At 66.4% G+C, this 12,587-nt stretch carries 12 protein-coding genes; 8 read left to right on the top strand and 4 right to left on the bottom strand.

Annotated elements, in window-relative coordinates:
- Positions 1-302 precede the first annotated feature (302 nt).
- Positions 303-722: a hypothetical protein gene (locus KY501_RS52225; protein ID WP_224373095.1), complete on the top strand. Its 420-nt coding sequence runs from the start codon at positions 303-305 to the stop codon at positions 720-722.
- 21 nt (positions 723-743) lie between these two features.
- Here the strand turns inward: KY501_RS52225 and KY501_RS52220 are convergent, their stop codons facing one another.
- Together KY501_RS52220 and KY501_RS52215 are read right to left on the bottom strand one after the other, a co-directional pair.
- Complete coding sequence (locus KY501_RS52220; protein WP_224373094.1) at positions 744-1,238, bottom strand: caib/baif family protein; 495 nt, start codon at positions 1,236-1,238, stop codon at positions 744-746.
- A 56-nt stretch (positions 1,239-1,294) separates the two neighbouring features.
- Positions 1,295-1,861 (bottom strand): hypothetical protein, encoded by a 567-nt coding sequence (locus KY501_RS52215; protein WP_224373093.1) that lies wholly within the window; start codon positions 1,859-1,861, stop codon positions 1,295-1,297.
- A 34-nt stretch (positions 1,862-1,895) separates the two neighbouring features.
- Between KY501_RS52215 and KY501_RS52210 the strand changes: the two genes are divergently transcribed.
- From KY501_RS52210 to KY501_RS52195, 4 genes are all read left to right on the top strand, one after another.
- Entirely contained in the window at positions 1,896-3,959 is a 2,064-nt protein-coding gene (locus KY501_RS52210; RefSeq protein ID WP_224373091.1) for an ATP-dependent helicase, read from the top strand.
- Positions 3,960-4,144: 185 nt separating this feature from the next.
- Positions 4,145-4,591 (top strand): 50S ribosomal protein L13, encoded by a 447-nt coding sequence (gene rplM, locus KY501_RS52205; protein ID WP_224373090.1) that lies wholly within the window; start codon positions 4,145-4,147, stop codon positions 4,589-4,591.
- 36 nt (positions 4,592-4,627) lie between these two features.
- A complete protein-coding gene (rpsI, locus tag KY501_RS52200; RefSeq protein ID WP_224373089.1) occupies positions 4,628-5,029 on the top strand; it encodes a 30S ribosomal protein S9 in 402 nt (133 codons plus the stop codon).
- Between the two features lie 135 nt (positions 5,030-5,164).
- Complete coding sequence (locus KY501_RS52195) at positions 5,165-6,526, top strand: type IV pilus twitching motility protein PilT (RefSeq protein WP_224373088.1); 1,362 nt, start codon at positions 5,165-5,167, stop codon at positions 6,524-6,526.
- Positions 6,527-6,598: 72 nt separating this feature from the next.
- On the opposite strand, the gene KY501_RS52190 is transcribed toward KY501_RS52195, so the two are convergent.
- Positions 6,599-9,637 (bottom strand): ELWxxDGT repeat protein, encoded by a 3,039-nt coding sequence (locus KY501_RS52190; protein WP_224373087.1) that lies wholly within the window; start codon positions 9,635-9,637, stop codon positions 6,599-6,601.
- Between the two features lie 125 nt (positions 9,638-9,762).
- Positions 9,763-10,500 carry a hypothetical protein gene (locus KY501_RS52185; protein WP_224373086.1) on the bottom strand — a complete coding sequence of 246 codons (738 nt, stop codon included), beginning with the start codon at positions 10,498-10,500 and terminating at the stop codon, positions 9,763-9,765.
- A gap of 34 nt (positions 10,501-10,534) precedes the next feature.
- Between KY501_RS52185 and KY501_RS52180 the strand changes: the two genes are divergently transcribed.
- Genes KY501_RS52180 through KY501_RS52170 form a run of 3 tightly spaced genes read left to right on the top strand, consistent with a single transcriptional unit; the run spans position 10,535 to position 12,558 of the window.
- On the top strand, positions 10,535-11,041 hold the full coding sequence (locus KY501_RS52180; protein WP_224373085.1) for a regulatory protein RecX: 507 nt from the start codon (positions 10,535-10,537) through the stop codon (positions 11,039-11,041).
- Positions 11,042-11,056: 15 nt separating this feature from the next.
- Positions 11,057-11,827, top strand: coding sequence for an outer membrane protein assembly factor BamD (locus KY501_RS52175; protein ID WP_224373084.1), 771 nt, complete (start codon positions 11,057-11,059; stop codon positions 11,825-11,827).
- Positions 11,824-12,558 (top strand): hypothetical protein, encoded by a 735-nt coding sequence (locus KY501_RS52170; protein WP_224373083.1) that lies wholly within the window; start codon positions 11,824-11,826, stop codon positions 12,556-12,558. Before KY501_RS52175 ends, KY501_RS52170 begins: the two co-directional genes overlap by 4 nt.
- Positions 12,559-12,587 lie beyond the last annotated feature (29 nt).

Here is a 12,587-nt window from a genome sequence, read left to right as displayed (position 1 = left end):
AACTGCGCCTCCCCTGGCTGGACGATCGTCTCGTCCTCTACTCCCTCGAAGTTCCGCCCTCCCAGAGCGGGGAACCATCATCCGATCCCTCGGGGAGCACGGAGCGCGTTTGGTGCTAGTAATGGCTGGAGGCGATAATGGGTTTGTTGCCGCATCGCATCCGCGTGGCATTGGTCGCGGGATGCATTTTGAGCTGTGCAGCTCCAAATCCCCATGTCCGAGCAAAGCGCCTGCCAGATGGAAGCATCCAGGTGCAGGGGCCCATGGAGGGCCCCTACTCTACGTTGATTGAGCGAGGCCGCATGAGACCTGGTCTTCCCGCTTTGTTCTGCTGGGCTGCTTTGGTGACGGGGTGCTCGCACTTCGGGTACTACAAGTACGAGAAGCCGGAATGGACGCCGCCCGAGGAGGGAGCCAAGGTTCAATTCTTGAACTCCTTGGAGGGAGGAGCGCGGCTCTCCGGCCCGATGATGGTCGCGCTCAAAGCGGCGATGGATGACTACAGACCACCGGGCATGACCCCAGAAAGTCAAAAGAGTCCCGAGGGACAGTGCCTCGCACGTTGGGAATACATCAACACGACGGTCTTTCAAGCGAGTGACGATGTGTTCTACGTCCTCTTCGCGCCCGACCTCTCTCAGTGTGGACCCGGATTCATTGTCTTCGACGCTGGAGCGGAATACGCAATTGACGGCAAAGGACGCATTCTGGCCAAGCAGTAGACCCGTCTTGCTCTCGACGTATCAAGGGATGCCCAACTCCTTGCGCAGCCGGTTGGTGATCTTGAAGTACTCGGTTCGCGAGAAGGGCACGTTGAGGATGTGGAAGTCCTTCTTGGACAGGCCCACGCAGCCGAAGCAGTAGTTGCAGTCCTGCAGGTTCTTGCACAGCAGCAGGTAGGCGCTGCCCGTGCAGTTCTCGCACTGCACGCAGTAGGCGCACGCGTGACAGCTCTTCGACTCCACGCAGTGCGAACAGTTGTTGCACAGCTCGCAGCGCACGCAGTGGGTGCAGTGGTAGCAGCTGTCGCAGTCCTTGCAGAACATGCAGTTGGCGCAGCGCTGGCAACCCTCGCACGAGTACGAGCCCGGGTTGCCCGGATCCGCGGCGAACCCCTTCGCCAGCTTCTGGAACTGGTCCATGAACTCCCGCTTGCCCAGCGCCGCCACCGCCTCTCGCGCCGCTGCCTCCTCCGAGAGCGACTCCGGGGTAGGCGCGCGCGTTCCTTTCTCCTTCACTCGAGCGACTCCTTGCGTTCGGATCCTGCGGCCCGCGGGCAGGCCGCACCGGGGACTTAGCGCAGTTGCGCGAGCCCTGCGAGGTCGATGCCGCGTGCCACCCTCCGCACCTCCACCGTGCCCGGGAAACCTCGGCTCGTCACCGCCACCACGAAGCGATCTCCCACCAGCAGGTTCGCCTCGGCCGTGGCCTCCGATGCGTCGTAGCGCACGAAGCCCACCGCCGCATCCCAGAAGATGGGAGCCGTCGGGTCGCTCTGCGGGCGCTGCTTCGCGTCCTCGGCCGCCGCCTTGATGGCCTTGGCGATCTTCCCGCCCAGCGTGGTGTCCACGATGCGTACCTTCACCTCGCGATCCTCACCTTTGGTGAAGGTGCGCTCGGCCTCGCTGACCGAGACTTCGCCGTACTTGCCGGTGGAGCCCTCGGTGGAGGCGTGGGTGAAGCCCTCGAGGGACTCGGGGAGGAAGGGCGCCAAGTCCCTGAAGTACACGCACGGTGCGGGGGCCGTGGTGGCTTCCGAGACGGAGGCCGAGGCGGCCTTCGCGCGGCTGTCCTCTGAACAACCCAGGCCCGGCGCGAGCGCCAGCAGGAGCAGGGCCAGATGGGATTTGATTTCGCGCACGAGCCGATCAAAAGGTATCCCGGCGCGGCGCGCAATGGACCTCTCGAAGCTCAACCCCCCTCAGCGCGAAGCGGTGACGACGCTCGAAGGGCCCCTGCTCGTGCTGGCAGGGGCCGGAAGCGGCAAGACGCGTGTCATCACCCATCGCATCGTCCACCTCTTGAACGAGCGGCCCTTCGGGGCCATGGCTCGCAACATCCTGGCCGTCACCTTCACCAACAAGGCCGCCACGGAGATGAAGGAGCGGTTGGTGAAGATGGGGGGCCCCCGCGCACAGGGTGTCCTGGTGTGCACCTTCCACGCCTTTGGTGCGGAGATGTTGCGCGAGGACATCCACCGGCTGGGCTGGCCCAAGAAGTTCGCCATCGCGGACATGGGAGACCAGCTGGCGCTCATCCGCCGGGCGATGCGCGACCACAAGGTCGATGACCGGGCCTTCGATGCGCGCAAGGTGCTGACGCTCATCTCGAAGGCGAAGAACTCGGGGTTGCCGCCGCAGGTGAAGCCGGAGGGGATGGGGGACGACTACGATCTCATCACCCACATGGTCTACCCGGGCTACCAACTGGCGCTGAAGGCGCAGGGCTCGGTGGACTTCGACGATCTGCTGGTGCTGCCGGCGCGGCTGCTGCGCGAGCACGAGGACTTGAAGCAGAAGTACACGCGGCGCTTCCGGTACCTGCTGGTGGATGAGTTCCAGGACACGAACCTGGCGCAGATGGACCTGCTGCGGCTGCTGGCCGGCGAGTCGATGAACGTGTGCGCGGTGGGAGACGACGACCAGGCCATCTACAGCTGGCGTGGCGCGGAGGTGAAGAACATCCTCCAGTTCGACCGGTTCTTCCCGGGCACCAAGGAGGTGCGGCTGGAGCAGAACTACCGCTCCATGCAGATGGTGCTGGACGCGGCGAACGCCGTCATCGCGAAGAACCCGGAGCGCAAGCCCAAGCGCATGTGGACGGATCGCCTGGGAGGCGAGCGGCTCCGGGTGGTGAAGTGCCCGAATGAGGAGGAGGAGGCACGCTACGTCGCGCGGGAGATCGAGAAGAACATCGCGCACGGCATCCCGGCGGACGAGATCGCGGTCCTCTACCGAACCAACGGCCAGTCCCGGCCCATCGAGGAGTCGCTGCGAGAGAAGGGCATCGGCTACGAGGTGGTGGGCGGCAGCGAGTTCTTCGATCGGCGCGAGGTGAAGGACGTGATCGCCTACTTCAAGGTGATCGCGAACCCGAGGGACGAGGTGAGCCTGCTGCGAATCGTGAACGTGCCGGCGCGAGGCATCGGCGACGTGACGATGGAGCGGCTGCACGGACATGCGCGGGGGCAGGGGCTGTCGCTCTGGGACGCGATGGAGCGCAGCGAGGGGTACGAGGACCTGCCGGCGGGAGCGGGAGGGAAGGTCCGCGAGTTCCTCCGGATGATCGAGCGCTACCGGGGGCTCTTCGAGGGCGGCAACCTGGCGCACGTGACGCGCCAACTGCTGGAGGAGATCGGCTTCAAGGAGGCGGCGCGGTCCATGGCGCTGTCGGCCACCACGGCGGACAAGAAGCTGAAGTCCGTGGACCAGGTACTGAACTCGCTGGAGGCTTTCGAGAAGCGCGAGGGCCCCAAGGCCAGCCTGCTGACCTACCTGAACCGTCTGAGCCTGGATACGCGGCAGGAAGAGGATGAAGAGGGGCCGGGTGGCAACCGGCGCGTCACCCTGATGACGGTGCATGCCTCGAAGGGGCTGGAGTACCGGCTGGTCTTCTTCATCGGGATGGAAGAAGGGCTGATGCCCCACGGAGGCATGCAGGGCGAGGCCCAGAACCTCGAGGAGGAGCGTCGGCTCTGCTACGTGGGCATCACCCGGGCCAAGGAACTGCTCTATTTGACGCGGGCGGCCATCCGGGTGAAGCGGGGGAAGGACATCCCCAGTACGCCCTCCCGCTTCCTGGAGGACCTGCCGCCCGAGACGGTGGAGCTGATCGACCTGGAGGCCCCCCGGACGGGCGCCCAGACCGATCAGGAGAAGAACTTCTTCGCCAACCTGAAGGAGCGCTTCAAGGCGAAGGGGGCAACCAAGGGAGCAGGCGGGGGACCGGCGCCGACGTAGGAGGGAAAGTGCAAGTTTGTGGCCCCTGATCGCGGCACGGTCTTGACTTACCCCCTCGCTCCTCCTAAGAGGGTCGGCCTTTCCGGGCCTTACCCTGGAGTATTCAGGCAGGACCCGCGGTTGGTTCGACTATGTCAGGTGGCCTGCGCACGCGGCTGCCGCAGCAGAGTTTTGGAGTGCAAACAATGTCGCAGAGTACCTACAGCGCGAAAGCGTCGGACATCAAGCGCCAGTGGCACGTGGTGGACGTCTCGGACAAGGTGCTGGGCCGCGCCGCCAGCCAGATCGCCACGCTGCTCAAGGGCAAGCACAAGGCCATCTACACCCCGTCCATCGACACCGGGGACCACGTCATCGTCATCAACGCCGCGAAGGTGAAGGTGACGGGCACCAAGGAGCAGGCCAAGCAGTACTACCGCCACCCGCGGGCCGGCTTCCCGGGCGCCCTGAAGATCACCAACCTCGAGAAGCTGCGCCAGCGCCACCCTGAGGACATCATCATCAACGCCGTGCGCCGCATGCTGCCTCGCAACGCGCTGGGCCGGCAGATGATGACCAAGCTCAAGGTCTACGCGGGCGACACCCACCCCCACGCCGCGCAGAAGCCTGCCGCGCGCGCGGTCGAGGCCTGAACCTTCTCCCCCTTTTGATGACGAGAGCAGAACTCCATGCCTATCAACCCTGAGAATGGTTTCTACGCCACCGGCCGTCGCAAGGAGGCCACCGCCCGCGTGTGGCTCAAGGCCGGCAACGGTGACGTGATCATCAACGGCCGCGACATCAACAACTACTTCGGCCGCGAGACGTCGAAGATGGTGCTCTTCCAGCCGCTCGAGATTCTGGAGCAGAAGGGCAAGATCGACGTGACGGTGAACGTCAAGGGCGGCGGCCTGTCCGGTCAGGCGGGCGCCATCCGCCACGGCATCGCCCGCGCGCTGTGCGCCTTCAACCCTGAGTTCCGTCCGATGCTGAAGAAGGCCGGCTTCCTCACCCGTGACGCCCGCGCGGTCGAGCGCAAGAAGTACGGCCAGCCGGGTGCGCGCCGCCGGTTCCAGTTCTCCAAGCGCTAGCCTGCCTGCTCCTCATGGGAGCCATAAAGCGGCGGGGGTCTCCTTCGAGGGGGCCTCCGCCGTTGTGCTTTTGGACTTTGGCCGGTGGGGTCTCTTCGCCCGGCCCGGAGGCGGTGCTAGCATTCTGGACTGACCATGGAACTCAACGAGATTCTGCAGATCGCACTTCGAGGCGGCGCCTCGGACATCCATCTCAAGGCCGGATTGCCGCCCATGTTCCGCGTGGACGGGTCCCTCGTGCCCCTCAAGGACGGCAAGCGATTGCCGCCGGAGGAAGTGGCGCGGATGGCGTTCGGCATCATGAACGAGTTCCAGAAGGAGAAGTTCAAGGCGAGCAACGAGGTGGACCTGGCCTACGGAGTTCCGGGCCTGGGCCGCTTCCGCGTGAACATCTTCCAGCAGCGCGGCACCATTGGCTCCGTGCTCCGCGTCATTCCCTTCAAGGTGATGACGATCAAGGACCTGCTGCTGCCGCCCATCCTCGAGAAGATCGTCGCCGAGGAGCGCGGGCTCATCCTCGTCACGGGAACGACGGGCTCCGGTAAGTCGACCACGCTGGCGGCGATGATCGATCACATCAACGCCAACGAGACCAACCACATCATGACGGTCGAGGACCCTATCGAGTTCCTCATCCGTGACAAACGCTCGATCATCAACCAGCGCGAAGTGGGTGTGGATACGCTCTCCTTCTCGCAGGCCCTGAAGAGCGCGCTGCGGCAGGACCCGGACGTGATCCTCGTGGGCGAGATGCGTGACTACGAGACGATCGAGACGGCGCTCCACGCGGCGGAGACGGGCCACCTGGTGATGTCGACGCTGCACACGCTGGACGCGACGGAGACGATCAACCGCATCGTGGGCGCGTTCCCTCCGCACCAGCAGAAGCAGGTGCGCTTGCAGCTGTCCGCGGTGCTCAAGGCGGTGGTGAGCCAGCGCCTCATTCCGCGCTCGGACGGCAAGGGCCGTGTGGCCGCGGTGGAAGTGATGCGTGTCACGGCGCGCGTGCGCGAGCTCATCGAGGACAAGGACCGCACGAAGGAGATCCACGACGCCATCGCGCAGGGCTTCGATACGTACGGAATGCAGACGTTCGACCAGTCGCTGATGGGGTTGGTGCGCAACAACCTGGTCTCGTACGAGGAGGCCCACAGGCAGGCGACGAACCCGGACGACTTCGCGCTGCGCTTCTCGGGCGTCAGCGGCACGGCCGACTCGAAGTGGGACAACTTCGACGGCAAGTCCGGCGAGCAGCGCCCGGTGCCGGGCTCCTCGCAGTTCGCGCAGAAGGGGGCCCCGGCGGGTGCGCCTCCGGCTCCTCCGGCCGCGGCGGGGGCTCGTCCTGGAGCGGCGACTCCGGCTCCGGGGGCGCGTCCTCCGCCTCCGCCGGCGGCAGCAGCGGCTCCTGGGCGCCCTGCGGCTCCTGGGCGTCCTCCGCCTCCTCCCGCCGCCGCGCAGGGTGGTGGCGACGACGACTTCAGCATCGAGCGGTTCTGATTCCGGAAGCTGTGTCCCTCTCCCTCCCATGCTCGGAGGGAGAGGGGATGCTGTCGCTGGCGCTACCAGGGCTTACGGCGCGGTGTGGATCCCGAGCTGGAACGCGCCGCACTCCGTGTCGTAACCGTCCACGCTGATGAGCAGGGTCTGCCCGGCGGACACGCTCACGGTCACCGAGGACTGGAGCGTCTCTCCCGTGTCGTCGTTGCACCCGAGGGAGGTACCGGAGACCGGGTCTGTCACTTCGAGGCTCGTGTCGTAGCCGGACCCTTCCGTGGTGAACACGAAGGTCCCCGCCGAGGGCGCGGTCCAGGAGAACGAGGTGTCCGGCGCCAGGGCGTTGTTGGTGCAAGTCGGAGTGACCTGGCCCAGCGAGGCGCAGGTGGAGCCCTGGACGACAATGGCTCCCGTGGCCGAGCCCAGGTCGGCGGGGAAGGGCACGAACCGGGGTTCGCGGCCATACGTCTTGTCGCCGGCCATGAAGAAGAGCCGGTCTCCTACCCGGGCCAGCGAGTTGGGATCAGAGGAATCGGGGCCAGGGACGACATCGAGCCGCCGGAAGGTGCCTGCCGCGGTTCCATCGGTCTGCCACAACTCCGAGCCTCCAGCCGCATCCACACCCGGGAAGAGCGCCAGTCCACGATCCTCCACTCCGAGGATGTTGACCAGGTCGAGCACTCCGTCTTCTGGACCTGGCGTCAGGTCCACCAGCAGGCTCGTTCCCGACGCTGTGCCATCGGTGCGCCACAACTCCCAGCCGTGCGCGTCGTCGAAGGCGGCGAAGACCACCGCCGAGCCCACGGGCGTGACGGAACCCGGGCTCCCGGTTACGAACAGGGAACTGGTGTCCGTGAGTCGGCTCGTCCCAGTCGCCGTGCCATCGCTCCGCCACAGCTCGTAGCCATTCGTCGAGTCATCCGCGACGAAGTAGGCCAGGCCTTGCTGAGGAGCCGGGTAGGCCGCCGCGATGCCCTTGAGCCCGTCCTTGACGAGCACTGTCCCCGTCTCCGTCCCGTTGCTCTTCCAGAGCTGTGCCACCGCGTATCCGTCCCCTGCATGGAAGAACAGGGTTCCGTTCACGGCCGTGAGGTGATTGAGGTAGGAGTACCGGCTTCCCGGGGGAGTTTTCACCAGGCTCGTGCCGCCCACGGTTCCGTCACTCTTCCACAGCCCAGGAGCATTCACGCCGTCTCTGGCCACGAAGTAGAGCACGCCGTTCATCACCGTGAGCTCGCTGATACTACCGGAGGTGCCTCCGCTCTTGAGGAGGGCGGTGCCCGCCTCGGTCCCATCGCTGCGCCACAACGATGTGCCGTGCACGCCGTCATTGCCCGTGAAGAACAAGCTCCCGTTCAGCTCGACGAGCTCATTGATGTAGGAACTGTTCGCACCCGGGTTGATGTCGCTGACGAGCGCCGTCCCGTAAGCGGTCCCATCGCTCTTCCAGAGTTCGAGCCCATGGACGCCATCGTTCGCGGAGAAGAAGAGGGTCTGTCCCACGCGGACCGCTCCAGTCCTTGAACGGGAGGGAGTCTCGGAGCCCATCCACGCAAAGGTCCTGAGCAGGAACGTGCCCGCCGGAGTGCCATTGCTCTTCCAGAGCGACTCACCGGGGGTTCCATCGGTTGCGACGAAGAAGACGCTGTCTCCCACGACGGCAAGCGCCTGGGAGCGGGCCTGGGAACTGCGCGTGCCCGTCCACAGGGCTGCCATCTCCCGAGTCGTCTTGGCGGTTCCGGTCGTCCTCCAGGTGAGCTGCGGGGGGCGATCGTCAGGGAACTCTGGCAGGGCGAAGAACAGCGCGCTGCCCACGGGGGTCAAGAGGTGGGACTGCTGTAACGCCTGGGTCGCAGCCGCCGTCTCGGACCAGCTCTTGAGGGATACGGTGCCTGATGCCGTGCCATCGCTCCGCCACAGGGAGCGAGTGCCCGAGGCGACCGACGCGGTGAAGTAGAGCCCGCCGTTCCAGGAGAAGAACTCTCGGGGCTCCGACCCCACCGAGCCGGCGACCAACTCCTTGACCAGGAAGGTGCCCGCGGCCGTGCCGTCGCTCGTCCACAGCTCGCTGCCGGAGGCGGACTCGGTGCCGGCGAAGTAGAGCCTCGTGCCGTGCGCGGCGAGCCCGCTCGGTACGTTGCTGAAGCTGCGGACCTGGGTCGTCGTCGTGCCATCGCTCTTCCACAGGGCCCCATAGCTCGCGAGGAAGAGGGTGCCGTTGACCGCTGCCACCTCGGTGATCCTCGAGGAGAAAGTGGCCACGACAACGGTGCCAGTGGGAGTCCCGTTGCTCTTCCAGAGGGTCTTGTCGGCGACGAGGAAGAGCGTGCCCCCCGCCTGGGCGAGGAGCTCTGGAGCGTAGTAGCTGGTGCTCAGGGTGAACGTCGTGAGGCGCACGGCCCCGCCAGCGTCCAGCTTCCACAGCTCGGGTGTGCCTGTGACGTCCCTCGCGGTGAAGAACAGGGTGGTGCCCACAGCAAGCAGCTTGTATTCGTTGTCAGGGCTCCCCAGTGTCCGGACGAACACGGTACCAGCCTCCGTGCCATCGCTCTTCCAGAGATGCTGCGCATTGCCCTGCTCATAGATGAAGAACAGCGTCCCTCCTGCCTGGGTCATGCCGCCGATCTGATCATTGCCAGAGAGTCTGGGCAGGAGCTTCACCGGGACCGTTCCCGCCGCGGTGCCGTCGCTCTTCCATAATGCCTCCTTGGAACTCCCGCTGAAGCCATCACTGTGGGCCGCAAAGAAAACCTGGCCTTGGAACTGCGTCAGGAACCGGGGATCCGAGTGGGCCAGGCCGGGCGCCAGATCCTTCACGAGCGATGTGCCGGCCTCGGTCCCATCGCTTCGCCACAGCTCGTCGCCATGGAGTTCGTCGGTCGCGGTGAAGAGTGTCACGCTGCTCGACAGGGGCGCGGAATAGGACCCGAGTTGTGGGAACCGGGCGGGCCGGGTGTTGATGTCCCGGACGCTGGGAGTTCCCAGGTTCAGCCCCAGGCTCGTGGTGCGAGGGGCCCCAAGCTGCGCGGCCTTCTCCCACTGGGTGTCACTGCAGCCGCCAAGGATGGCGAGAGTCCAGCCAAGCAGGGCCCGGATCGATCGTGTCGTTTTCAAGGGATTTTCCCCTATGGGGGGAGTGGGGACAGACGAGCGCGGGCTCCTCCCCCTGGACCCTCGCTCACGAAGGCGGAGTCTACCGAGGGGGAGGGTTTACTTCCCGTGTAATCCAGGTGACGCCCTCAGGCGTCCTCGTCGCCAATCTGGGCCCGGAGTCGGGACAGGCGCATGGGCCCGATGAGCCCCTGCTGGGATAGCAGCTGCAGCAGCTCGACCGTGGCGCGCAGCCGCGCCTCCTGTACTTCTTCGGACTGGTCCGCGATTTCCGACTCCACGAGCTGGTCCATGTGCTCGGGGTTGATGGGCGTCGGGCCCTCGGACCAGGCAATGTCGAAGAGGCTCTTGGCGATGTGCGCCCGCGCCGTCCGCTCCGTCTCCGTGGCGCCCTTCTCCGAGAACCGCACCATCAATGCATCCACGCCCTCGCGGGTGAGGGCCGCCAGCGCCGGCACCTCCGTGAGCGCCTCCTCCACGAAGGCCGCGTCGAAGGTGTCCACCTCCTCCTCGTAGCCGAAGGCCTCCTCCAGGAGGATGGCCGCGATGAAGGCCTCCGTCTCCTCCTCGCTGGAGCCTTCGGAGGTGAGCGCCTCGCGGGCCTTGGCGGTGGCAGCGCCGAGCTTGGAGTCCTGTGCGATGGCGCGCGCGGCCGTGTGAGTGGCCAGCAGCACGAGCGAGGCCTGGGCATCCGAGGCGAGTTTGCGGCCAGAAACGCCGAGCAGCTCGGCGCGCTCATGCGGGTGCGCGGAGGCGGCGGCGATGAACAACTGTTCCTCGGCATCGAGCGGCTCGCCGGCCTTCTCCTTGCGGAGGGTCTCCCGAGCGGCCTCGAGGTTGAGGAAGCGACCAATGAGGGGGTGCATGCCGCGCCTGTTACCACATGCTAGAGATCCAGCGATGGACACCGAGCACGATGGCCCCGAGGCAGTGCGGCGCGCGACAGATGCATGCCTGAAGCTGCTGGCCGTGCGCGCCCGGAGCCGGCACGAGCTGCGGCTCTACCTGACGCGCAAGCAGTTCTCCGCCTCGGTGCAGGAGCAGGTGCTGGAGAAGCTCCAGGGGCTCGGCTACGTGGACGATGTGCGCTTCGCCCGGGATCGGGCCGCCTCGCTGCTCCAGAAGGGGAGGCTGGGCCCCCAGGCGGTGCTCCAGCGGCTGGAGGTCCACGGATTGCGCCCCGAGGAGGCTCGCGAGGCCCTGGCCGCCGCTACCGGCTCGGTGGACTTCGACTCGCTGGCTGCCGCCCGCCAGCTGCTGGAGCGCCGGGGGCTGCTCGGGCGCCGCCTGGAGCCCCAGGAGCATGCGAAGGCCGGACGTCTCCTCCTCAGCCGGGGTTTCTCCGAGGAGGTCGTCCAACAACTGCTCGGTGAACCATCGCTGGATCCGTCGGGCCTGGACGATTAGCTTGCGCGCGTGCCCATGCGTCTCGCTGTCACCTGCCTGACTGCCCTCCTGCTCTCCACCGCCTGTGCCTCGCTCGATCGGAGCGCGGGCGACCCGGAATTCGCCTCCAAGGCCGACGAGAACCTCCACCTCGGGAACGAGGCGCTGGAGAACCGCGACTTCCTCAACGCCGAGAAGTACTTCGAGTTCGTCAAGACGAAGTTCCCCTACCTGGAGGCCTCCAAGGAGGCGGAGCTCAAGATGGGGGACGTGTCCTTCGAGCAGGAGCAGTGGCCCGAGGCACGCGAGCGCTACGAGTCCTTCGTCAAGCTCCACCCCACGCACCCCAAGGTGGACTACGCGGCGTACCGGGCCGCGCTCACCCACTTCAAGGACATGCCGTCCAACTTCTTCCTCCTGCCGCCCTCGGAGGAGAAGGACCAGACGGAGGTCCAGTCCGCGCTCCGGTCGATGACCGACTTCCTGCGCCAGTATCCGGACTCGCAGTACGTCAAGGACGCGAAGCTGGCCGAGGCCGAGGCGAAGGCCCGGCTGGCCCAGCACGAGATGTATGTGGCCACCTTCTATCGGAAGCGCGAGCACTGGCGGGCCGTGGCCCAGCGCCTGGAGGGGTTGCTGAACCGCTACCCGGGGACGCCCTATGAGGAAGAGGCCCTCTTCTCGCTCCATGAGGCGTACCTGAAGCTCAAGGAGCCGGATCACGCCCAGGAGACGCTGCGCAAGGTCCTCCAGCGCCTGCCGAACACGCCCGCCGCGCAGCGGGCTCAGCGCATGCTCGGCTCGTGAAGTCCAGCGAGGACTGGAGCCGGCTGGGCGGCATCCTCATCGCCGCGATCGCCTTCATCCTGTTGGTGGTGGTGGGGCCGCGCATGCTCGGGTTTGCCGCCGGGCCCGAGCCCGAGATCATCACCGAGCTGAAGAGCCTCGAGCGGGATGGGGTGAAGTTCCTCGTCCCGGGACTCCCGGCTCCACTCACCTCGCGCGAGGCCGTGTTCGATCGCATCACCGTGCAGCTGGAGCCCGGAGGACAGCGGGCCATGGCCCTGGCCACCCTGGACTTCACGGGCTCGGTGGGGGACACCGAGGTCAGCTCTCTGGGAGTCGAGGAGATCCCCTTCGTCCTCCGGGACGGCACCTGGGGGCCGGAGGGCCGGGTGGCTCCGAGGCTGGCGGCGGTCGTCGGAGCGCTGGAGGCTCGCCGGAGAGCCCTGGATGCGGGAGATGGGGAGGCGCTGGCGCGGTTGTCGCTGCCACCGGAGGGGGACGCGGGCGGGGGAGAGGCCAACGGGTCGGTGAGGGTGGGAGAACTGGATCTGGATACCCTGCGGGCTCTCCAGCGGAGGCGCTACAGGGCTGATGCATGGTTCATCCGGCTCGAGCGGGACGAGGCGATGGTGACCGAGGACTGGCACCTGGAGGGGGATCTCCCCTCCCGTCCCTTGAGCCAACAGGGAAAGAGCCGGTTGATCCTTCAACGGCGTGGTCAGGAATTCTTGTTTTCGGCGGCCCTCAGGTAGGCTAACCGTCTTATCGCCAGCCTTGGCGA

Origin of the sequence: Hyalangium versicolor, assembly GCF_020103695.1 — a bacterium.
Taxonomy (GTDB): domain Bacteria; phylum Myxococcota; class Myxococcia; order Myxococcales; family Myxococcaceae; genus Hyalangium; species Hyalangium versicolor.
This window is presented reverse-complemented; position numbering and strand designations above follow the sequence as displayed.

What these genes read in the sequence shown, in the direction of transcription:
- KY501_RS52225 (WP_224373095.1), top strand. Translation starts at nt 303, where the DNA reads ATGAGACCTGGTCTTCCCGCTTTGTTCTGCTGGGCTGCTTTGGTGACG.
- KY501_RS52185 (WP_224373086.1), bottom strand. Translation starts at nt 10,500, where the DNA reads ATGCACCCCCTCATTGGTCGCTTCCTCAACCTCGAGGCCGCTCGGGAG.
- KY501_RS52175 (WP_224373084.1), top strand. Translation starts at nt 11,057, where the DNA reads ATGCGTCTCGCTGTCACCTGCCTGACTGCCCTCCTGCTCTCCACCGCC.
- KY501_RS52195 (WP_224373088.1), top strand. Translation starts at nt 5,165, where the DNA reads ATGGAACTCAACGAGATTCTGCAGATCGCACTTCGAGGCGGCGCCTCG.
- KY501_RS52180 (WP_224373085.1), top strand. Translation starts at nt 10,535, where the DNA reads ATGGACACCGAGCACGATGGCCCCGAGGCAGTGCGGCGCGCGACAGAT.
- rplM (WP_224373090.1), top strand. Translation starts at nt 4,145, where the DNA reads ATGTCGCAGAGTACCTACAGCGCGAAAGCGTCGGACATCAAGCGCCAG.
- KY501_RS52210 (WP_224373091.1), top strand. Translation starts at nt 1,896, where the DNA reads ATGGACCTCTCGAAGCTCAACCCCCCTCAGCGCGAAGCGGTGACGACG.
- rpsI (WP_224373089.1), top strand. Translation starts at nt 4,628, where the DNA reads ATGCCTATCAACCCTGAGAATGGTTTCTACGCCACCGGCCGTCGCAAG.